General features: G+C 60.7%; 16 protein-coding genes, 2 tRNA genes and 3 rRNA genes. 18 read left to right on the forward strand and 3 right to left on the reverse strand.

Translation table 11 applies throughout. The features are described from left to right. The first annotated feature begins 137 nt into the window (after positions 1-137). The 10 genes from P9292_RS15315 to P9292_RS15360 all read left to right on the forward strand — a co-directional run bounded on the left by P9292_RS15315 (position 138) and on the right by P9292_RS15360 (position 10,701). Positions 138-518: a DUF4148 domain-containing protein gene (locus P9292_RS15315; RefSeq protein ID WP_309959858.1), complete on the forward strand. Its 381-nt coding sequence runs from the start codon at positions 138-140 to the stop codon at positions 516-518. Positions 519-924: 406 nt separating this feature from the next. Next, positions 925-2,457, forward strand: a 16S ribosomal RNA gene (locus tag P9292_RS15320). Between the two features lie 64 nt (positions 2,458-2,521). Then, a tRNA-Ile gene (locus P9292_RS15325) sits at positions 2,522-2,598 on the forward strand. A gap of 56 nt (positions 2,599-2,654) precedes the next feature. After that, positions 2,655-2,730 (forward strand) — tRNA-Ala (locus tag P9292_RS15330). 305 nt (positions 2,731-3,035) lie between these two features. Next, a 23S ribosomal RNA gene (locus tag P9292_RS15335) occupies positions 3,036-5,916 on the forward strand. 117 nt (positions 5,917-6,033) lie between these two features. Beyond that, a 5S ribosomal RNA gene (gene rrf / locus P9292_RS15340) occupies positions 6,034-6,147 on the forward strand. The 16S, 23S and 5S rRNA genes sit together here with 2 tRNA genes alongside, the layout of an rRNA operon. 201 nt (positions 6,148-6,348) lie before the next feature. After that, positions 6,349-6,993, forward strand: coding sequence for a hypothetical protein (locus tag P9292_RS15345; protein WP_250466566.1), 645 nt, complete (start codon positions 6,349-6,351; stop codon positions 6,991-6,993). Positions 6,994-7,046: 53 nt separating this feature from the next. Continuing rightward, positions 7,047-8,045 (forward strand): LacI family DNA-binding transcriptional regulator, encoded by a 999-nt coding sequence (locus tag P9292_RS15350; RefSeq protein WP_309959860.1) that lies wholly within the window; start codon positions 7,047-7,049, stop codon positions 8,043-8,045. Between the two features lie 90 nt (positions 8,046-8,135). Then, positions 8,136-9,920 carry an IlvD/Edd family dehydratase gene (locus tag P9292_RS15355; RefSeq protein WP_250466567.1) on the forward strand — a complete coding sequence of 595 codons (1,785 nt, stop codon included), beginning with the start codon at positions 8,136-8,138 and terminating at the stop codon, positions 9,918-9,920. 13 nt (positions 9,921-9,933) lie between these two features. Beyond that, entirely contained in the window at positions 9,934-10,701 is a 768-nt protein-coding gene (locus P9292_RS15360) for an SDR family oxidoreductase (RefSeq protein ID WP_309959862.1), read from the forward strand. 58 nt (positions 10,702-10,759) lie between these two features. On the opposite strand, the gene P9292_RS15365 is transcribed toward P9292_RS15360, so the two are convergent. Then, entirely contained in the window at positions 10,760-11,095 is a 336-nt protein-coding gene (locus P9292_RS15365; protein WP_244828716.1) for a hypothetical protein, read from the reverse strand. 429 nt (positions 11,096-11,524) lie between these two features. Here P9292_RS15365 and P9292_RS15370 point away from each other — a divergent pair, with 429 nt between their 5' ends. From P9292_RS15370 to P9292_RS15405, 8 genes are all read left to right on the forward strand, one after another. Beyond that, entirely contained in the window at positions 11,525-12,634 is a 1,110-nt protein-coding gene (locus P9292_RS15370) for an MBL fold metallo-hydrolase (protein WP_409015382.1), read from the forward strand. A 138-nt stretch (positions 12,635-12,772) separates the two neighbouring features. Further along, a complete protein-coding gene (locus P9292_RS15375; RefSeq protein WP_250466572.1) occupies positions 12,773-14,413 on the forward strand; it encodes a methyl-accepting chemotaxis protein in 1,641 nt (546 codons plus the stop codon). Between the two features lie 13 nt (positions 14,414-14,426). After that, positions 14,427-14,894, forward strand: a complete 468-nt coding sequence (locus P9292_RS15380; RefSeq protein ID WP_244828713.1) for a chemotaxis protein CheW — start codon at positions 14,427-14,429, stop codon at positions 14,892-14,894. Further along, positions 14,891-16,207, forward strand: coding sequence for a CheR family methyltransferase (locus tag P9292_RS15385; protein ID WP_309959867.1), 1,317 nt, complete (start codon positions 14,891-14,893; stop codon positions 16,205-16,207). Before P9292_RS15380 ends, P9292_RS15385 begins: the two co-directional genes overlap by 4 nt. Next, positions 16,204-16,920 (forward strand): chemotaxis protein CheW, encoded by a 717-nt coding sequence (locus tag P9292_RS15390; protein ID WP_309959869.1) that lies wholly within the window; start codon positions 16,204-16,206, stop codon positions 16,918-16,920. The genes P9292_RS15385 and P9292_RS15390 overlap by 4 nt, the downstream gene beginning before the upstream one ends. Further along, positions 16,917-19,355: a hybrid sensor histidine kinase/response regulator gene (locus tag P9292_RS15395; RefSeq protein ID WP_309959871.1), complete on the forward strand. Its 2,439-nt coding sequence runs from the start codon at positions 16,917-16,919 to the stop codon at positions 19,353-19,355. The genes P9292_RS15390 and P9292_RS15395 overlap by 4 nt, the downstream gene beginning before the upstream one ends. Positions 19,356-19,371: 16 nt before the next feature. After that, a complete protein-coding gene (locus tag P9292_RS15400) occupies positions 19,372-20,403 on the forward strand; it encodes a chemotaxis response regulator protein-glutamate methylesterase (RefSeq protein ID WP_309959873.1) in 1,032 nt (343 codons plus the stop codon). Next, entirely contained in the window at positions 20,400-21,518 is a 1,119-nt protein-coding gene (locus P9292_RS15405; RefSeq protein ID WP_284503312.1) for a diguanylate cyclase, read from the forward strand. The genes P9292_RS15400 and P9292_RS15405 overlap by 4 nt, the downstream gene beginning before the upstream one ends. Positions 21,519-21,596: 78 nt before the next feature. On the opposite strand, the gene P9292_RS15410 is transcribed toward P9292_RS15405, so the two are convergent. Continuing rightward, complete coding sequence (locus P9292_RS15410) at positions 21,597-21,758, reverse strand: DUF1328 domain-containing protein (protein WP_035967564.1); 162 nt, start codon at positions 21,756-21,758, stop codon at positions 21,597-21,599. A 231-nt stretch (positions 21,759-21,989) separates the two neighbouring features. After that, on the reverse strand, positions 21,990-22,160 hold the full coding sequence (locus tag P9292_RS15415; RefSeq protein ID WP_244828708.1) for a hypothetical protein: 171 nt from the start codon (positions 22,158-22,160) through the stop codon (positions 21,990-21,992). Between the last annotated feature and the right edge of the window lie 268 nt (positions 22,161-22,428).

The following is a 22,428-nucleotide window of genomic DNA, read 5'->3' on the forward strand; positions in this document are numbered from 1 at the left end:
GGGAATAGATTCCGGCATGGGCGGGTTTACGAATTGAAGCCTCAGCGCTCGAAGATTCAAGAGAGTCGAGCGTGTTCGATGAGGTTCCTGGGTCGTCATCGATCCAGCCAAACCCATTCTTGCCGGAGTCTTGCATCATGAACATCATCGCCAAGGTTGTCGTGTCGCTCGTCGTTGTCGTTGTCGCTGCGCCTGCGCTTTCCTTTGCTCAAGGGTCGAGCGAACCGCTCACGCGCTCGCAGGTGAAAGCCGAGCTCGTGCAGATCGAGCAAGCGGGTTATTCAGTTGGATCGGGCGACAGTACGAACTATCCGGCCGACATTCAGGCTGCGGAAGCAAAGGTCGCCGCGCAGCAGAACACCAATGAAACGAATGAGGCATACGGCGGCATGCATGAGAGCGGCGCGGCGTCAGGGACTGTGCATCGTTGGGCTGGGTCGTCGTCGCCGTCGTCATCGTCATCGTCGAATGCTTGTGTCGGCCCTGCGGACTTTTGCGTTCCGTTCTTTGGAAGTTAGCTTTCGAAGCCGACTAGCCATGCACTTTGCTTTTGTCTTTCGAATAACTTGCTAAAGGCTGCAAACATCGCTTAGTGGCTGCCCGAAAATTATTTTCGAAAAGGGGGTTGCCATGCTGTCTTTCGCCAGTCATAATTCGCCTCCCGTTGAATGACGGCGCGCAAGAAAGCAAGCAGACAAGCGAAGCGATCAAAGCGCAATGCTCTTTAAAAACTAACAGCCGATAAGTGTGGGCACTTGATGGCGCGAGCGGTTCTGACCTTTCGGGGTTGGGACGTTTAGCGAAAGTTATCAAGTCTCACACAGTATTAGAGGAAGGTTTATCTGTCGAAAGACGGATTGATCATCGTCAGTACGTTGAGTGAGCGACCGGTTGGTAAAACAACCGAAAACAGTAACAGGCATTGAACTGAAGAGTTTGATCCTGGCTCAGATTGAACGCTGGCGGCATGCCTTACACATGCAAGTCGAACGGCAGCACGGGGGCAACCCTGGTGGCGAGTGGCGAACGGGTGAGTAATACATCGGAACGTGTCCTGTAGTGGGGGATAGCCCGGCGAAAGCCGGATTAATACCGCATACGATCTACGGAAGAAAGCGGGGGATCCTTCGGGACCTCGCGCTATAGGGGCGGCCGATGGCAGATTAGCTAGTTGGTGGGGTAAAGGCCTACCAAGGCGACGATCTGTAGCTGGTCTGAGAGGACGACCAGCCACACTGGGACTGAGACACGGCCCAGACTCCTACGGGAGGCAGCAGTGGGGAATTTTGGACAATGGGGGCAACCCTGATCCAGCAATGCCGCGTGTGTGAAGAAGGCCTTCGGGTTGTAAAGCACTTTTGTCCGGAAAGAAAACCTGCCTGTTAATACCGGGTGGGGATGACGGTACCGGAAGAATAAGCACCGGCTAACTACGTGCCAGCAGCCGCGGTAATACGTAGGGTGCGAGCGTTAATCGGAATTACTGGGCGTAAAGCGTGCGCAGGCGGTCTGTTAAGACCGATGTGAAATCCCCGGGCTTAACCTGGGAACTGCATTGGTGACTGGCAGGCTAGAGTATGGCAGAGGGGGGTAGAATTCCACGTGTAGCAGTGAAATGCGTAGAGATGTGGAGGAATACCGATGGCGAAGGCAGCCCCCTGGGCCAATACTGACGCTCATGCACGAAAGCGTGGGGAGCAAACAGGATTAGATACCCTGGTAGTCCACGCCCTAAACGATGTCAACTAGTTGTTGGGGATTCATTTCCTTAGTAACGTAGCTAACGCGTGAAGTTGACCGCCTGGGGAGTACGGTCGCAAGATTAAAACTCAAAGGAATTGACGGGGACCCGCACAAGCGGTGGATGATGTGGATTAATTCGATGCAACGCGAAAAACCTTACCTACCCTTGACATGGACGAAACCCGGGTGAGAGCTTGGGGTGCTCGAAAGAGAATCGTCGCACAGGTGCTGCATGGCTGTCGTCAGCTCGTGTCGTGAGATGTTGGGTTAAGTCCCGCAACGAGCGCAACCCTTGTCCTTAGTTGCTACGCAAGAGCACTCTAGGGAGACTGCCGGTGACAAACCGGAGGAAGGTGGGGATGACGTCAAGTCCTCATGGCCCTTATGGGTAGGGCTTCACACGTCATACAATGGTCGGAACAGAGGGTTGCCAAGCCGCGAGGTGGAGCCAATCCCAGAAAACCGATCGTAGTCCGGATCGCAGTCTGCAACTCGACTGCGTGAAGCTGGAATCGCTAGTAATCGCGGATCAGCATGCCGCGGTGAATACGTTCCCGGGTCTTGTACACACCGCCCGTCACACCATGGGAGTGGGTTTTACCAGAAGTGGCTAGTCTAACCGCAAGGAGGACGGTCACCACGGTAGGATTCATGACTGGGGTGAAGTCGTAACAAGGTAGCCGTATCGGAAGGTGCGGCTGGATCACCTCCTTTCTCGAGCTTAAACGCTCGCCCACTCAAGTGTTCACGCTTATCGGCTGTCAGAAAGACAGGCTAAGGGTCTGTAGCTCAGTCGGTTAGAGCACCGTCTTGATAAGGCGGGGGTCGTTGGTTCGAATCCAACCAGACCCACCACCCGGGCAAGCGGTGCTTAAAACGACCAAGCGAGCAGACTGAGTCAGGCACACACGGGGGGATTAGCTCAGCTGGGAGAGCACCTGCTTTGCAAGCAGGGGGTCGTCGGTTCGATCCCGTCATCCTCCACCAATCCTCAATGCACAGCGCTGAACGCGGGGTTCAACGTTGCGCATTGGCGATTGAGCCAGTCAGCACGGGTAGGTGATTGAATTTGATCACGCTATCGGCTGTCGTTCTTTAACAATCTGGAAGAAGTAGTAAAGAGATTATTCGAAAGCACTTAGAGATGGGTGTGAGTAGGGTAATCAGGGTTGTGATTGTATCAAGTATGAAAAGGTGATCGAAAGATTGCTTTGGAATACGGCACAACGCGAATACTCAACCTATGACGGTGGGCTTAAAGGCAGCAATGCTGGCAGACACACTCGTTATAGGGTCAAGCGAACAAGTGCATGTGGTGGATGCCTTGGCGATCACAGGCGATGAAGGACGCGGTAGCCTGCGAAAAGCGGTGGGGAGCTGGCAAACGAGCTTTGATCCACCGATATCCGAATGGGGAAACCCGGCCCGAATGGGTCATCCTAAGCTGAATCCATAGGCTTAGTGAAGCGAACGCGGTGAACTGAAACATCTAAGTAACCGCAGGAAAAGAAATCAACCGAGATTCCCAGAGTAGTGGCGAGCGAAATGGGATCAGCCTGTACTCTTTATCTGTGTTGTTAGCTGAACGCTCTGGAAAGTGCGGCCATAGCAGGTGATAGCCCTGTAAGCGAAAACAGCGTGGAAGAACTAGGGGTACGACAAGTAGGGCGGGACACGTGAAATCCTGTCTGAAGATGGGGGGACCATCCTCCAAGGCTAAATACTCGTGATCGACCGATAGTGAACCAGTACCGTGAGGGAAAGGCGAAAAGAACCCCGGGAGGGGAGTGAAATAGATCCTGAAACCGCATGCATACAAACAGTCGGAGCCTCGCAAGGGGTGACGGCGTACCTTTTGTATAATGGGTCAGCGACTTACGTTCAGTAGCGAGCTTAACTGATTAAGGCAGGCGTAGCGAAAGCGAGTCCGAATAGGGCGATCAGTTGCTGGGCGTAGACCCGAAACCAAGTGATCTATCCATGGCCAGGTTGAAGGTGCGGTAACACGTACTGGAGGACCGAACCCACTAACGTTGAAAAGTTAGGGGATGAGCTGTGGATAGGGGTGAAAGGCTAAACAAACTTGGAAATAGCTGGTTCTCTCCGAAAACTATTTAGGTAGTGCCTCGTGTATCACCTTCGGGGGTAGAGCACTGTCATGGTTGTGGGGTCCATTGCGGATTACTACGCCATAGCAAACTCCGAATACCGAAGAGTGCAATCACGGGAGACAGACATCGGGTGCTAACGTCCGGTGTCAAGAGGGAAACAACCCAGACCGCCAGCTAAGGTCCCAAAGATTGGCTAAGTGGGAAACGAAGTGGGAAGGCAAAAACAGTCAGGAGGTTGGCTTAGAAGCAGCCACCCTTTAAAGAAAGCGTAATAGCTCACTGATCGAGTCGTCCTGCGCGGAAGATGTAACGGGGCTCAAGCCAGTCACCGAAGCTGCGGATGCATATTTATATGCATGGTAGGAGAGCGTTCCGTAAGCCTGCGAAGGTGCGTTGAAAAGCGTGCTGGAGGTATCGGAAGTGCGAATGCTGACATGAGTAGCGATAAAGGGGGTGAAAAGCCCCCTCGCCGTAAGCCCAAGGTTTCCTACGCAACGTTCATCGGCGTAGGGTGAGTCGGCCCCTAAGGCGAGGCAGAAATGCGTAGCTGATGGGAAGCAGGTCAATATTCCTGCACCATTGTTAGATGCGATGGGGGGACGGATCGCGGAAGGTTGTCCGGGTGTTGGACGTCCCGGTCGCTGCATTGGAGAAGGTGCTCAGGCAAATCCGGGCACAGGATTCAAGGGTGTGGCGCGAGCTTCCTCGGAAGCGAAGCAATTGGAAGTGGTTCCAAGAAAAGCCTCTAAGCTTCAGTCTAATAGTGACCGTACCGCAAACCGACACAGGTGGGCGAGATGAGTATTCTAAGGCGCTTGAGAGAACTCGGGAGAAGGAACTCGGCAAATTGGTACCGTAACTTCGGGATAAGGTACGCCTCTGTAGCTTAACCAGCCTGCGCTGGAAGGGTGAAGAGGTTGCAATAAACTGGTGGCTGCGACTGTTTAATAAAAACACAGCACTCTGCAAACACGAAAGTGGACGTATAGGGTGTGACGCCTGCCCGGTGCCGGAAGATTAAATGATGGGGTGCAAGCTCTTGATTGAAGTCCCGGTAAACGGCGGCCGTAACTATAACGGTCCTAAGGTAGCGAAATTCCTTGTCGGGTAAGTTCCGACCTGCACGAATGGCGTAACGATGGCCACACTGTCTCCTCCCGAGACTCAGCGAAGTTGAAGTGTTTGTGATGATGCAATCTCCCCGCGGCTAGACGGAAAGACCCCATGAACCTTTACTGTAGCTTTGCATTGGACTTTGAACCGATCTGTGTAGGATAGGTGGGAGGCTATGAAACCGGAACGCTAGTTTCGGTGGAGCCGTCCTTGAAATACCACCCTGGTTTGTTTGAGGTTCTAACCTTGGTCCATGATCTGGATCGGGGACAGTGCATGGTAGGCAGTTTGACTGGGGCGGTCTCCTCCCAAAGTGTAACGGAGGAGTACGAAGGTACGCTAGGTACGGTCGGAAATCGTGCTGATAGTGCAATGGCATAAGCGTGCTTAACTGCGAGACCGACAAGTCGAGCAGGTGCGAAAGCAGGTCATAGTGATCCGGTGGTTCTGTATGGAAGGGCCATCGCTCAACGGATAAAAGGTACTCTGGGGATAACAGGCTGATACCGCCCAAGAGTTCATATCGACGGCGGTGTTTGGCACCTCGATGTCGGCTCATCTCATCCTGGGGCTGTAGCCGGTCCCAAGGGTATGGCTGTTCGCCATTTAAAGAGGTACGTGAGCTGGGTTTAAAACGTCGTGAGACAGTTTGGTCCCTATCTGCCGTGGGCGTTGGATATTTGAAGGGGGCTGCTCCTAGTACGAGAGGACCGGAGTGGACGAACCTCTGGTGTACCGGTTGTCACGCCAGTGGCATCGCCGGGTAGCTATGTTCGGAAGAGATAACCGCTGAAAGCATCTAAGCGGGAAACTCGCCTTAAGATGAGATATCCCCGGGGCTTCGAGCCCCTTGAAGGGTCGTTCTAGACCAGGACGTTGATAGGTCAGGTGTGTAAGTGCAGTAATGCATTGAGCTAACTGATACTAATTGCCCGTAAGGCTTGATCCTATAACCAGTGTGTTTGAACCACTGGCGAGTTATGCGTGTGCGACAATCGCCACCCAACATTTACTGCTTCTTCCCGGATTGGTTGTGTGCCCACCCGGCGCACGACAACAAGTCATGCCTGATGACCACAGCGAGTTGGTACCACCCCTTCCCATCCCGAACAGGACCGTGAAACGACTCCACGCCGATGATAGTGCGGATCTCCCGTGTGAAAGTAGGTAATCGTCAGGCTCCTCATGCAGCAACAAAAACCCCACCCCCAAACCAGGTGGGGTTTTTGCGTTTTTGCGGCGTTTGGGCGCGAGAAAACACGACGTCAACGCATCCATTAGAGTCAGGCACGTTATAAGCTTCGAAGGCTGTGATTCTGTCGGTAGAATGGCAACGCAAGGTTGTCCATGCCGAACGATTAGGCTGACCTCTGGAGCGCATATGAGAACGAGTCTGTTGATCGCCGCCGTGAGCGTCTCGCTGCTATTCGCAGCCTGCGGCAAGAAGAACGATGCGAGCGAGTCCAGTCTGGGCGACGCCATTTCCGCCGATATGAAAACAGATCGCGGGCTTCTGTGTCTGAATCGCAGTGGACGTGGCCCGTACACATTTCCATCGGCCTATACGAGTCGCGATCTCAACGAATATTCCGGCGCCGCGCTGCGTGAGCAACTCGCGGCGCTCGAAAAAAGCGGCCTTATCGCGCGCTCCGCGGCGACGCCCGCCAATGCCAATGCCAAGCAAAATGGCATTGCATATAGCCTGACGGGCGAAGGGCAAAAGTACGCGGTTGAAACCACGCGTCCGGCTGGCGACCCGAACGCCACCAGCGATTCCCGTGTCTGGATGCTGTGCTACGCGCACGTCAAGCTCGACAAGGTCGTCAGTTGGACAGAGCCTGATCCCACCGCGCATCGTTCGGACGTCACCTACACCTATAAGCTCGATAATCCCGCGTCGTGGGTCGACGACCGCGACATCAAGCGCGCTTTCCCCGACCTGACCGCCGCCGATCGCGAAGCGGGCGAGACCAAGCTGCACGTCACGCTCGAACAGCGTACCGATGGCTGGGTGCGCGTGGATTGAGGAACTTCGCGCAAGCCAGGCCGAGCGACGACGCGCCCTCGGGTCCGCCACGCATGTCCGATGTAGCGGCGCTCGCGGGCGTGTCGAAAATGACGGTATCGCGCGTGCTCGCGGGACACAGCGTCGCCCTGGCGACTCGTGAGCGCGTGCAGAAAGCCATCGAAGAACTCGGTTATGTAGCGGATGCCGCCGCCGGTGCGCTTTCATCCGGGCGGTCGGAATTCGTTGCCGTGCTCGTGCCGTCGCTCGCAAGCTCCAACTTCTCCGATACGGTGCGCGGTCTGTCCGCGTCGCTCGAACCGCATGGCTTGCAACTGCTGATCGGCGATACCGACTACGACTTGCAGCGCGAAGAACGCATCGTGCGTTCGATGCTGCGTCATCAACCACGCGCCATCGCTCTGACCGGCTCGCGTCACACGGACGCTGCCCGCGTTTTGTTGCGCCGCTCAGGCGTGCCCGTCGTGGAAATGTGGGATGCGCCCGCCGAGCCAATTGATTCCGCCGTCGGTTTCTCCAACGTCAGCGCCGCGCGCGCGATGGTGCGTCATCTCGCGGAACGCGGCCATCAACGCATCGGATTTCTCGGTGGCGCGAGTGAGTTGGACAGGCGCGGCCTCGACCGGCTCAAGGGCTTTCGTTCGCAGATGAAGGCGTTCGGTCTCGACGATACCCGCGTCATCCGGCTAGGCGACTCGCCGATCACGATGAGCCACGGCGGCCCTGCGATGGCCGCGCTGCTCGAAGCATGGCCGGATACGCAAGCCGTGATGTGCGTGAGCGACATGTCCGCGTTCGGCGCGATAATGGAATGCCACAGGCGCGGGCTTCGCGTGCCGCAGGACATCGCCATTGCGGGCTTCGGCAACTTCGAGGTCGCCATGTGCTGCACGCCGTCGATCACAACCGTTTCCGTCGATGCTTACGGCATCGGTTCGCGCACGGGCGCGACGCTGCTCGAAGCGATCGAAGCGCGCGATCGCGGAGTGATCGAGGGCATGGGCAAGAAGGTACGCGTCGGTTATTCGGTATTGGCGCGCGAGAGTGCCTAGGCGCATATCGAAGTAACTCGAACGCTGCGATAAACAACCCGCCCGTGTTACCGGTAACATAACGCAATCGAAAACCACGGAGACAACCCCATGCCCCAGCATCCAACTCGCCGTCTACGTAGCCAGGAATGGTTCGACGATCCCTCGCACGCCGACATGACCGCGCTCTATGTCGAGCGCTTCATGAACTACGGCCTCACGCGCGAGGAACTGCAATCGGGCAGGCCGATCATCGGTATCGCTCAGACGGGTAGCGATCTTGCGCCATGCAATCGCCACCATATCGAGCTTGCCGAGCGCACGAAAGCCGGTATTCGCGATGCGGGCGGCATTCCCATGGAGTTCCCCGTGCATCCGCTCGCGGAGCAAAGCCGCCGTCCGACTGCCGCGCTCGATCGCAACCTGGCCTATCTCGGTCTCGTCGAAGTGTTGCACGGCTTCCCGCTCGATGGCGTCGTTCTCACGACCGGCTGTGACAAGACCACGCCCGCATGTCTGATGGCAGCGGCGACCGTCGATCTGCCGGCCATCGTGCTGTCAGGCGGGCCGATGCTCGACGGCTGGTACGAAGGCAAGCGCGTCGGCTCGGGCACGGTCATCTGGCATGCACGCAATCTGCTTGCGGCAGGCGAGATCGATTACGAAGGCTTCATGCAACTCACGACCGCATCGTCGCCGTCCATCGGCCATTGCAACACCATGGGCACCGCGCTCTCCATGAACAGCCTCGCCGAAGCGCTCGGCATGTCGCTGCCGACTTGCGCGAGCATTCCCGCCGCGTATCGCGAGCGCGGTCAGATGGCGTATGCGACGGGCAAGCGCATCGTCGACATGGTGCGCGAGGACTTGCGGCCATCGCAGATCATGACGCGTGAGGCTTTCGAGAACGCGATCGTCGTGGCGTCGGCGCTGGGTGCATCGACCAATTGCCCGCCGCATCTGATCGCGATTGCGCGTCATATCGGTATCGAATTGAGTCTGGAGGATTGGCAGCGTTATGGCGAAGACGTGCCGCTGATCGTGAACTGCATGCCTGCTGGAGAGTATCTCGGCGAGAGTTTTCATCGCTCGGGCGGGGTGCCGGCCGTGCTCAGGCAACTCGATGCGGCCGGTCTCATCGAGCGCGCGTGTCGGACGGTATCGGGCCGCAGCATCGGCGAAATCGCGGACGACGCGCCCGCTGCCGACCGCGAAGTCATCCGCACGGCCGACGATCCGCTCAAGCACGGCGCGGGCTTCATGGTCCTGTCGGGCAATTTCTTCGACAGCGCGATCATGAAGATGTCCGTGGTCGGCGAGGCCTTCACGAAGACCTATCTCAGCAAGCCGGGCGAAGAGAACGTGTTCGAAGCGCGCGCCATCGTTTTCGATGGACCGGAGGATTACCATCGGCGCATCAACGATCCCGCGTTGAACATCGACGAGCATTGCATTCTCGTGATTCGCGGCTGCGGCACGGTGGGTTATCCGGGCAGCGCGGAAGTGGTCAACATGGCGCCGCCTGCAGAAATGATCAAGCGCGGCGTCGATTCCCTGCCTTGTCTCGGCGACGGCAGGCAAAGCGGCACGTCGGCGAGTCCGTCCATTCTCAACATGTCGCCGGAAGCGGCCGTCGGCGGCGGTCTCGCGCTCTTGCGCACGGGCGACCGGATTCGCGTGGACCTGAATGCGCGTTCGGTGAACGTGCTGATCGAGGAAGGCGAACTCGAAAGCCGCCGCACGCATGCCGCGTTCGCCACGCCGCCCGCGCAAACGCCGTGGCAGGAGTTGTATCGGCAGACGGTGGGGCAGTTGTCGACGGGCGGGTGTCTCGAACCCGCGACCTTGTATTTGAAGGTGATCGAGACGCGCGGCAATCCGCGTCATTCGCACTGAAGAGGATACGCTCATGGCCTATGCAATCTATCCGAGCCTCGTAGACCGACATGTCGTCGTGACGGGCGGCGGCAGCGGAATTGGCGCATCCATCGTCGAGGCGTTCGCGAAGCAAGGGGCGCGCGTGTCGTTCATCGATGTCGCCGAAACCGACGCGCGCGAACTCGAACAGGCGCTCGCCAACGAAAAGCACGCGCCGAAGTTTTACCGTTGCGATCTGCGCGATACGGCCGCCATCGAAGCCATATTCGACGACATGATCGCGGCGGCGGGACCGCTCGATGCGCTCGTCAACAACGCCGCCAACGACGACCGCCATCGATGGGACGACGTGAGCGCCGCGTATTGGGACGAGCGCATGGCCGTGAATCTGCGGCATCTGTTCTTTTGCGCGCAGGCGGCGGCCAAGAGCATGCGCGCGAACCGGCGCGGCTCGATCATCAACATGGGTTCGATTTCGTGGCATCTCGCGCTGCCGGAACTCACGCTCTACATGACGGCGAAGGCGGCTATCGAAGGCCTCACGCGCGGATTGGCGCGCGATCTCGGCGCGCACGGCATTCGCGTGAATACCGTGATTCCGGGCGCCGTGCGAACGCCGCGTCAAATGAAGCTGTGGCAGTCGCCCGACAGCGAGGCCGCGCTTCTTGCGCAGCAGTGTCTGCACGAGCGAATCGATCCGGAACACGTCGCGCGGATGGTGCTCTTTTTGGCATCCGACGATGCGGCGCGCTGCACGGGGCGCGATTATTTTGTCGATGCGGGATGGTTTGGAACCTGAGCGTTACGGCCAGGACGTTCCATGTGTCGTCTGCCCGTAACGTAACGTACACGGCACCTCACACCCGCGCGTCGCGCCCACGCATTGCACGCGGCGTCGCCTTCACCTTCGGCACGCTGCTGGTTTCGATGTAATGCTGCACGCGTTCGGCCGCGTCGTAGTAGCCGCGTTCATCGAGCCAATGCCAGACTGCCGCGAGGAAGAGCCCGAGGCCCGTATGGCCGCAATGGGCGATGAAATCCGCGACGCCTTCGGCCAGCGCGGCATCGCGCCCGGGCTCCTGCAGTGCGCTCGCCACGTGAGAGGCGCTGCGCGACACGAGCATGGCGTGCATCGAGAAAAGTTGCGGATTGAACGTGCGTGCAGCGTGACTGCGTTGTTTACTGCCCATCATCGGGCCCCCGGTTTCGAAAGTGCGGTGTACGGCGCGCTCGGTCCTGAACTGCTAAATGAGAAACGAGCGCGCGCCACCGATGGTCTATTTGGATTGTTCGTGACGCCTGTGCCGACGTTCGGAGCGGTTTATTGCAAGAAGCGGGCCTACTTTGTCGATTTCGTTGTCCCGCCTTGTGGGATAAGGCAGACGAATACATGCGGCTTCATCTACACAGCACCTGCCCGAGCGAAAAGACAAGTTTTTCTACATTCCGTAGAATCAATTGCCCGGCGTGCTTAATTCATAGCGAAGCCTAAGAAGCCGCCAACCGCGCATGGCCTGGCTTAAAGCCCGATGCGCTCAACCGGTCAACTCATGCGCCGTATCCTCGCGAGTCTGTTCAATGCAGGACAGCACGGCCCGCGCGCCGTCGTATGTGCCTTCGCCATGCTGGCCGGCTGCTCCGGCAACACGGTCGCGCAGAGCGAGGAGGCAGCGAGCGCGAGCACCGCGAAGACCGATGTGCAAACCCAGCCGCAGCCGTTGCATCACGCAAAGCACACCGCGTCCGGTTTCGAGAACGACTACGGCCAGTTGCCGCACGAGTCGCTTCTGAAGTGGCGCTGGGAGCGCTTGCGGCAGGGTCTGCCCAAGCCGCCCGCGAACGGATATCGGTTTCCGATGGCGCATCCCGACATCGCCTGGCTCAAGGCCAATCGCACGGAGAACACGCTCACGTGGATCGGCCACGCGAGCGCGCTGCTGCAAATCAACGGCGTGAACATCCTCGCCGATCCGGTGTTCTCCGAACGCGCGTCGCCGTTCTCGTTCGCGGGTCCGAAGCGCAAAACGCCGCCCGGTCTCACACTCGACGAGTTGCCGCACATCGATATCGTGCTGATTTCGCATAATCACTACGATCATCTGGATAAGGCGAGCGTCGAAGCGCTCAACCGGCAGGCGGGCGGCCCGCCGCGCTTTCTGGTGCCGCTCGGCGTGAAGAAGTGGATGAACGACGACGGCATCCAGAACGCGGAAGAACTCGACTGGAGCGACGAAACCCATGTTGCCGGCCTCGATATCTGGTTCGTGCCGAGCCAGCACTGGTCGGCGCGCACGCCCTTCGATCGCGCGGAAACGCTGTGGGGCGGCTGGGTGGTGAAAACGCCGGCGGGCGCGGCGCATCCGTTTTCGTTTTACTTCGCGGGCGACACGGGCTATTCGCCGGACTTTCGCGATATCGGCGCGCGCTTCGGCGGCTTCGACCTTGCGCTCATTCCCATCGGCGCGTACGACCCGCGCTGGTTCATGCACGGCCAGCACGTCGACCCCGAAGAAGCCGTGCGGATCTTCCAGGACGTGCAGGCGAAGAAGGCGATCGGCATCCACTGGGGCACGTTCGAACTCACCGACGAGCCGCTCGACGAGCCGCCGCGCCGGCTCGCCGATGCCGTGCGCCGCGCGGGCCTGCCCGCCGATTCCTTCACCGTGCTCAAACACGGCGAAATGATCCGTCTCGATTCCTCCCCCTCAAGCGCCGCCGCTATCAGCCGTTAACCCAGTCAACTGCACTGGCATATACCGTGCATGGTGCGTGGGACGCCGCGCGCAGTCAGAACGCGCGCGCCGCAAACGATTCAATGCTCGTGACGCCTTCCGACGCGGTTTCATACGGTCCGCGCCGATCGATTACACATGAGGGTTCATCGCGTGAAGCATCTGTCCATCCGGCATCGCATACTGGCGAGTTTCGGCGTCATTCTCTTCCTGATGCTGGTCATGGCCGCGCTGTCCTATACGCTGCTCGGCGGTATCGACCGCGAGGCGAAAAGCCTCGAAGAAGATTCGATGGTCGGTCTTTCGCTGTCCAACGATCTGCGCGCGGCCTGGCTCGAAAGCTACGCCGTGACGCAACGCCTGGTCTTCGCCGATAGCGACGAGGCACTCATTCGCCGCGATAGCGACCGTCTGACGCAAACGCGCGCGACGCTCGACAAGCTCATCGAGAACTACGCGCCGACCGTCCACGAAGAAGACGAGCGCCGCATCTTCGACGAATTCAGGCATCAGCGCGCGCTCTACGCGCCGCTGCAGGACGAAGCGCTGCGCGGTCTCATCGATTCGAAACAAGCCGGCGCCACGGTGTTCAACACGCGCCTGACGCCAGTCTGGGAAGCGGGGCAAAACGCGGCGCGCGCGCTCGTCGACTACAACGAGGCGAGCAACACGAGTTCGGTCAAGAGCATCCGTCATTCGGTGGGCAAGTCGGAGACGACGCTCGTCGTCATCATGCTGGTGGCGTTGGCCACGGCCGCCGTGCTCGGCTTTCTGCTAATGCGCGCGCTGACCGTGCCGATGCTGCGTCTCGTCGATGTCGTCGACAAGATGCGTACGGGCGATTTCACGCAGCGGCTCGACCTCGCGCGCGCCGATGAGTTCGGCACGCTCGAAGCGGGTTTCAACCGCATGACCGACGAACTCACGGGGCTCGTCGGGCAGGCGCAGAAGTCTGCGCTGCAAGTGACGACATCGGTCTCCGAAATCGCCGCCACCGCACGCGAGCAGCAAGCGACCGCGAGCGAGACTGCGGCAACCACGACGGAAATCGGCGCGACGTCACGCGAGATCTTCGCGACGGCGCGCGATCTCGTACGCACGATGAACGAAGTGTCGGGCGTCGCGGAGCAGTCGGCGACGCTCGCGGGCACGGGTCACGCCGGACTCACGCGCATGGAGGAAACCATGCGGCACGTGATGGAAGCGGCCGGTTCGGTGAACGGCAAGCTCGCGATCCTCAACGAGAAGGCGGGCAACATCAATCAGGTCGTCGCGACCATCACGAAGGTGGCGGACCAGACGAACCTGCTTTCGCTGAACGCGGCCATAGAAGCGGAAAAAGCCGGCGAGTACGGACGCGGCTTCGCGGTGGTGGCCACCGAGATTCGGCGTCTTGCGGATCAAACCGCGGTCGCGACCTTCGATATCGAACAAATGGTCAAGGAGATTCAGTCTTCCGTCGCGGCGGGCGTGATGGGCATGGACAAGTTCTCGGAGGAAGTGCGGCGGGGCATGCTCGACGTGCAGCAAGTGGGCGGGCAACTGTCGCAGATCATCCATCAAGTGCAGACGCTTGCGCCGCGCGTGTCGATGGTCAACGAAGGCATGCAGACGCAGGCAGCCGGCGCGGACCAGATTTCGCAGGCGCTCTCGCAATTGTCGGAAGCCGCGCAGCAGACGGCGGAGTCGTTGCGTCAATCGACTCAGGCCATCGACGACCTGACGCATGTCGCCAACGGTCTGCGCACCGGCGTATCGCGCTTCAAGGTGGCCGCGTAAAGCGGCGCGCGCCATGCTCTTCGTCCAGTTCACGCTCGGCTCCGATCGCTATCTGCTCGACAGCGCGCAGATCGAGCGCATGTTGCCGCTCGCGCCGTTGAAGGCGCTGCCTGGCGCGCCGGAGTGGGTTGCGGGCCTGTTCGATTACGAAGACGCGCCCGTGCCCGTGATCGATGTCGCGGCGCTGGCGCTCGGGCGCGCGTCGCGCGAACGCTTGTCGACGCGGCTCGCGCTCGTCGCATACAAGCGCGACGGCGCGCACGATTCGACGACGCATCGACTGGGTCTCGTGCTCGAACAGGCAACCCGAACCGTCAAGCTCGATACCGCCGCGTTTGCCGATGCGGGCATCGACACGCCGCACGCACGCTATCTCGGTCCCGTCGCGCGCGATGAAGCAGGCCTGCTGCAATGGGTGCGCATGGAACATTTGTTGCCGCTCGACGTGCAGGCGTTGCTCTTTGCCGAGAGCACATCATGAACGAAGACAACACGCGCCGCTTTACCGAGCTGCTGCATCGGACGATCGGGCTCGACGCCGAGTCTATCGGCACGAACGCGGTGATGCGCGCGGTGCGCGAGCGCTTCGATGCATCGCGCGCGGTGACGCTCGACGACTACTACCACGCCGTATCGAACGATCCTGCGCTGTTGCAGGAACTGATCGAAGCGGTCGTCGTGCCGGAAACGTGGTTCTTTCGCGATCCCGAGGTCTATACGGCGCTCGCGCGGCTTGCGCGCATTCGTTTGTCGGAGCGCCCTTCGAACCCCGTGCGCGTGCTGAGCCTGCCCTGCTCGACGGGCGAGGAAGCCTATTCGGTGGCGATGGCCTTGAGCGATGCAGGCATCGCGGCGGACCGCTTCGTCATCGAGGCTATCGACGTAAGCGAACGCGCGTTGTCGCATGCGCGCCGCGCGCACTATGGACGCAATGCGTTTCGTGGCCGCGCGCTGGGTTTTCGTGACCGGCATTTTCGCGCGACCGAAGACGGCTGGCAGCTCGACGAGCGCATGGCGCGCTGTGTGCGCTTCACGCAAGCCAATCTGTTTCAACTCGATGCGCGCATGTTCGAACGCTTCGACTTCATTCTGTGCCGCAACGTGCTGATCTACTTCGATCGCGAGACGCAGAGCGCCGCGTTGCGCGTGCTCGACAGCTTGCTGGCCGACGGCGGCATGCTCTTTATCGGACCTGCTGAAACGGGTCTCCTGATGCGCGAAGGCATGAGTCCCGCGAACATTCCGCTGGCTTTCGCGTTCAGAAGGCCCGAGCGCGAGATCGTGAATGCCGCTCCTCCGATAAAGCCCGCGGCATCCGGCGAATTCGTCATGCCTGCATGGGCGCGAGGCGCTACGCGTGTGGACTCGTCGAAGGTATCCGTGTCGAAGCCGATGGCGTTTGCAGCGCCTGCAATGGCGTTGCATCGAACCTCGACACCGGTGAGCGTCAATCCGGCGTTGGCGCCGGCCTCGACGCCAACGCCAACGTCAACGCTCGCGCAAGCCCACGCTCTCGCCGATGCCGGTTCGCTGATCGAAGCCGAATCCATCGCGCGCGGGTGGTTGCACAAGCACCCGGCAAGCGCGGATGCGTACTATCTGCTCGGCGTGATCGCCGATGCCCGCAACGCGCACGACGAATCGCGCGCGCATTATCGCCGCGCGCTTTATCTCGATCCGACGCATCGCGAAGCGCTCACGCATCTTGCCGCGCTGCTTCAACTCGATGGCGACACGGACCGCGCGCGCATCATGCTGGCTCGCGCCGAACGCAGCGCCGAGAGCGCGCGATGAACGCCCGCACGCCGCTCATTCCCGATGTCATCGACGACTGCTGGAACCGCATCGGCGTGCGCGGCGACGGCTCGTGTCCGAAGCTCGAACGGTACGTGCATTGCCGTAATTGCCCTGTCCATGAGTCGGCGGCGGCGCGCGTGCTCGATCGTGTCGATGCGGTTTCGGTCGTCGAGCGCTTCAAGGGCGACGCAAAACGAACGCGCGACGCAGCCGATGCCATTTCGTATCTCGTGTTTCGCATCGGCGGCGAATGGCTCGGCTTGCCGACCGCGTGTTGTGCGCAGGTCGCGCAACTTCGGCCGGTGCATACGTTGCCGCATCGGCGTAACCGCGCGGTGCTCGGCGTCGTGAACGTGCGTGGACGTTTGCTGGTATGCGTGTCGCTGGCGCGTCTCTTCGGCATTGAGGAAAGCGTGGCGAAAGCGGTTTCGAAATCGCAAGTTGTCGATGCACGCGAACTCGGCCGTCTGCTCGTCGTTCAACGGCATCGGGATGACGCGCACGCGGATGACGAAGGACCGCTCGCTTTTCCCGTCGATGCCGTCGATGGCGTGCATCGCTTTTCGGCCGCGCGTTTGCAGCCGGTGCCCGCGACGCTCGCGCAACGTCATGCGTCGCATACGCAGGCGCTTGCGCCGTTCAAGGATACGACCGTCGGCTTGCTCGATGCCGAACGTCTCATCGACAGTCTCGACGGGAGTCTCGGATGACGAGTGCCGATCCCGGACGCCGCTCGCTGCTCGACCTGTTTCAGGAGGAAGCGCGTGCGCAGGCGCAGATTCTTTCCGATGGCCTCATCGCGCTGGAACGCGCGCCGAACGATCCGGTCACGCTCGAAGCGTGCATGCGCGCGGCGCATTCGCTTAAGGGCGCGGCGCGCATCGTCGGTGTGCCGGTCGGCGTGACGCTCGCGCATGTGATGGAGGACTGCTTCGTCGCGGCGCAGGCAGCGCGCGTGACGCTCGATGCGGTCTATATCGACATGCTCTTGTGCGGCGTGGATATGATCGTGCGGATCGGTCAGGCGGAAGAAATCGACGCGCAGACGACGCTGGAAAGCGAGGTGAATGCGTTTGTCGAGGGGTTGAATGCGCGTTTGGTGGGTGATTCGGATGGGTCACACGAGTTGGCGTTGGCCACGTCCACGGCGGATGAGACGGACACGCTTCGCCTAGGCGCAACTTATGATGTTTCGTCGCGCCATCGTGCAAACGATGAGCCTCGTTCGCACACACCGCATCATACGCATCCCGCAATGCGTTCGAACGAAGCTCACGCGCTTCACGCAAGCGATGAATCGAATCTCACATCGCGTTCTGACGAAGCCTACACGCTGCGCGCAAGCGCCGAAACGCATCGTTCACGAGCGTCGCAAGAAGCATCCCGCCCAACCGAAGCCCGCATGCTTCGCGTGCGCGCCGAAACTCTCGACCGCCTGTTGAGTCACTCCGGCGAGACGCTCGTCGAATCGCGCTGGCTCAAGCCTTTCTCGCAATCGATGCTGCGCGTGAAGCGCATTCAGCACGACGCGAGCCGCGCGCTCGAACGCCTGCATGACACCTTCGCCGACAGCGCGCCACTCGACGCGCGCGCACAGGCCGCGCTCGACGAAGCCCGGCGCCTGACGAACGAAGCGCATCGGCAACTGAGCGAGCGGCTCGCCGAACTCGAAAACTACGACCGCCGCTCGACGCATCTCGCGCAACAGATCTACGACGAAGCGCTCGCTTGCCGCATGCGTCCTTTCGTCGATGCAACCGGCGGCTTTGCGCGCATGGTCCGCGACGTGGCACGCTCGCTCGGCAAGGAAGTACGCCTCGTGATCGCCGGCGAAACCACGCAAGTGGACCGCGATATCCTTGATTTGCTCGACGCGCCGCTCGGCCATTTGCTGCGCAATGCGGTCGATCACGGCATCGAAGCGCCATCGCTGAGACGCGCGCTCGGCAAGCCGGAAATCGGCACCATCACGCTCGAGGCACGGCATAGCGCGGGCGCGCTTTTCATCAGCGTATCCGACGATGGCGGCGGTATCGACCTCGATGCATTGCGCCGCACCGTCGTGCACAAACGCCTTGCAAGCGAAGACACGGCCGCGCGTCTTTCCGAGGCGGAACTGCTCGAATTCCTCTTTCTGCCAGGCTTCACCATGCGCGACGCCGTCACCGATGTATCCGGCCGCGGCGTCGGGCTCGACGCCGTGCAAGACGTCGTAAGGCAAGTGCGCGGCAGTCTGCGCGTGACGCAGGACGCCCACGCCGGCACACGCTTCGTGCTGCAGTTGCCGATCACGCTGTCGGTCATTCGCAGCCTGATCGTCGAAGTCGCGGGCGAGCCCTATGGCTTGCCGCTTGCGCATGTCGTGCGCACGCTCGTGCTGCCGGTGAACGCTATCGATACGCTCGAAGGTCAGCAGCATTTCGCCTTCGACGGCAAGCGGCTGGGTCTCGTGACGGCACATCAAATCTTGCAGACGCCGAGCTTCGAAGCCGCGAACGACGCGCTCGATGTCGTCGTGATCGGGCAGGGCGCGTCGAGTTACGGCATCGTCGTGGACCGCTTTCTCGGCGAACGCATGCTCGTCGTGCAACCGCTCGACAAACGGCTCGGCAAGGTGCGCAACATCGCGGCGGGCGCGTTGATGGAAAACGGCGACCCGCTGCTCATCGCCGATCTCGACGACTGGCTGCGCTCCGTCGAAAAGCTCGTGGCGGGCGGCGAACTCGGCCGTGTCGATAGAAGCGCGTTACACACGACGGCAGCAAGCGCGAAACGTGTGCTCGTGGTCGACGATTCACTCACCGTGCGTGAGCTCGAACGCAAGCTGCTTGCATCACGCGGCTACGAAGTCGCCATCGCGGTGGATGGCATGGACGGCTGGAACGCGGTGCGCGGCGAGCACTTCGATCTCGTCATCACGGATATCGACATGCCGCGTCTCGACGGCATCGAGCTCGTGACGCTCATCAAACGCGACGCGCAACTTGCGCGCACGCCCGTGATGATCGTGTCGTACAAGGACCGGGCGGAAGATCGCCAGCGCGGTCTCGATGCGGGCGCGGATTACTATCTCGCCAAGGGCAGTTTTCACGATCAGGCGCTGCTCGACGCGGTGCGCGATCTCATCGGCGAGGCGAAGCCATGACCACGGAGCGCGCGCGATGAAGATCGGTATCGTCAACGACATGCAGCTCGCGGTCGAAGCGTTGCGGCGCGCGCTTGCCATTCGCCCCGACTTCGAGATTCTGTGGGTTGCAAGCGATGGCCGGCAGGCTGTGGACCTGTGCGCCTCGCGGACGCCGGATGTCGTGCTCATGGATCTCGTCATGCCGAACATGGATGGCGTGGCGGCCACGCGTCACATCATGGCGAAGTCGCCGTGCGCCATTCTCGTCGTCACGGTGGATATCGGCGCGAACACGTGGCGCGTGTATGAGGCGATGGGCGCGGGCGCGCTCGATGCCGTCGATACCCCCGCGCTCGCCGGTGCCGATGCGCGGCGCGGTGCAGCGGCGCTCATCGCGAAGATCGATCAGATCGGCGCACGGATCGCACCTTCGATGACCATGACGGCCACGCCCAAGAGCCAATCGCGGCTGCTTGCAATCGGCGCATCGGCGGGCGGCCCGGCGGCGCTCGCGACATTGCTCGGCGCATTGCCTGAAGATTTCTCCGCCGCGACCGTTATCGTGCAGCATGTGGACCGCGCCTTCGCCGAAGGCATGGCGGACTGGTTAAGCGGTCAATCCGCGCTGCCGGTGCGTATTGCGCGCGAAGGCGACGTGCCCGCGCCCGGCGTCGTGCTGCTCGCGGCGACCAACGATCATCTGCATTTCACGGATGCCACGCATCTCGGCTACACCGCGCATCCCGAAGCGTTGCCGTACCGGCCATCCGTCGATGTGTTCTTTCAGAGCGTAGTCGAACGCTGGACCGGACGCGCGGTCGGCGTACTCTTGACAGGCATGGGACGCGACGGCGCCATCGGTCTCAAGGCGATGCGCGCCAAGGGTTATCACACGATCGCGCAGGACGAAGCAACGTCCGCCGTCTACGGCATGCCGAAAGCGGCCGCCGCGCTCGATGCCGCCGTCGCGATCCTGCCGCTGCCGCGTATTGCGGGCGCACTCGCGCATGCTTTCGACAAAGAAAAAGAAGCGCGTATAACGACATTTCCGAGGACACGTTTATGAAGCTCCCTCATCCCGATCCGCTCGCCGAACGCGTGAAGCGCGCAACGGCCGCCGCGGCTCAGAGCATCGAGCAGGCGAGCGCTCGCTCGCTGGCCCATGAACGCGCCGTATCCGAACTGCTCGCGGTGGCGCTCAATGCGCCGCCTGCCGCCGATTTGCCGGTGATGGTGCTGCTCGTGGACGATCAGGCGATCATCGCCGAGGCACTGCGCCGCGCGCTCGCCGACGAACCGAATGTCGATCTGCACTATTGCGCCGATCCCGCGAGCGCGCTTGCCGTCGCGCGCGAAACGCGGCCGACGGTGATCCTGCAGGATCTCGTGATGCCCGGCGTCGATGGACTCACGCTCGTGCGCCAGTACCGCGAACATCCGGCTACGCGCGACATTCCCATCATCGTGCTTTCGACGAAGGAAGAGCCGCGTATCAAGAGCGCGGCGTTCGCGGCGGGCGCGAACGACTATCTCGTGAAGCTGCCCGATACCATCGAACTGGTGGCGCGCGTGCGATATCACTCACGTTCATATCAGAACTTGCTGCAACGCGACGAAGCGTACCGCGCGTTGCGACAGTCGCAGCAAAAGCTCCTGGAAACGAATCTGGAATTGCAGCGCCTCACGCATTCGGACGGTCTCACGGGACTCTCGAATCGTCGAAGACTCGACGATTATCTCGATGCCGAATGGCGTCGTGCGGCGCGCGATCGCGCATCGGTCGGCTTTCTCATGATCGATGTCGACAACTTCAAGTCTTATAACGATACCTACGGACACGTCGCCGGCGACGATGTGTTGAAGCTTATCGCGCATGCCATCGAAACCAGTCTGAATCGTCCGGCCGATCTGGCCGCGCGCTTCGGTGGCGAGGAATTCGCGGTGGTGTTGCCATCGACATCGGCGCCCGGTTTGCGGCTGCTCGGCGAGAAGATTCGCATCGCGGTCGAGGCGTTGCAAGTGCCGCATGCGGGATCGGCCACGGACTTCGTGACCGTGAGTGTCGGCGGCGCGACGCAGGACGTGATCGACGAAAACGCTTCGAAACAACTGGTCGAATCGGCCGATCTCGCGCTCTATCGTGCAAAGCGCGATGGACGCAATCGCGTGATCATCGGTTGACTGGTGCAAAAAGCAAAGCCGGAAACAAAAACGCGCGGTCCGAAGATCCGCGCGTTTTCGTTTGGGCTCACGCTTTCGTCATCGCCTGAACACGCCGAGCAAGAGCGTAGCGAGGAAGATCACGATAAAGATGAAGAACAGGATCTTGGCGATTTCCGCCGCGCCCGTTGCGATCCCGCCGAAGCCGAAGAAGGCCGCGATGAGCGCAATGATGAAAAAAATGACAGCGTAACGGAGCATGAAGCCTCCCACGGGGACACGATTGGTTGGTTTTTGATTCGCATGCGGACTGACATCGTCGCCGCCATCGCTCATCGGTTCATGCCGCGCTTTTGTTCAATGTTCGACGCGGCACGAGGACCTGAGCAACCAATGTGCCTAAGACCATGTCTGCATTTAAATGCAACAACGCCGCGAGCACTGCTCGCGGCGTCGAGTAACGCGCTTCCATATGTGAAATGTCGATGCGCTCTAGCTGCCTGGCGCGCGATTGGAATCGGCTTCGTCTTGGAGATCGTCTTCGTCGTCGACTTCGTTTAGCGCATCCGGCAGGTTGTTCTCCATTTCGTCGCGCTCGATCTGATCGGCCAGGTCGAGAGATTTACGCGTGGCGGGACCGGATGGGCGGTTGGCTCCAGACATGGCATGACTCCTTGAACGGATTTCGAAGCCGCGCCGGGAAGTGGCGCGAGTGAACGGTGCCAGTCGAGGCACGTGCACGCCGGCAAGAGCCGCCTTAACGAATCGCTTAAGGGTGAATGCGCGATCGCTCGAAACGGCAATGGGTCGATGTCGACCGATGTCGACCACCGGTAAAAGACGCAGTCCCAAACTTGCAAGGGGGACGGCAAGAATTGCGCGGCCGGCGCGTCGGACCAGTATGCACCGGTCCGGCGGCGCGGCAAAGAGG

It is taken from the genome of Caballeronia sp. LZ001 (assembly GCF_031450875.1).
Classification (GTDB): Bacteria; Pseudomonadota; Gammaproteobacteria; order Burkholderiales; family Burkholderiaceae; genus Caballeronia.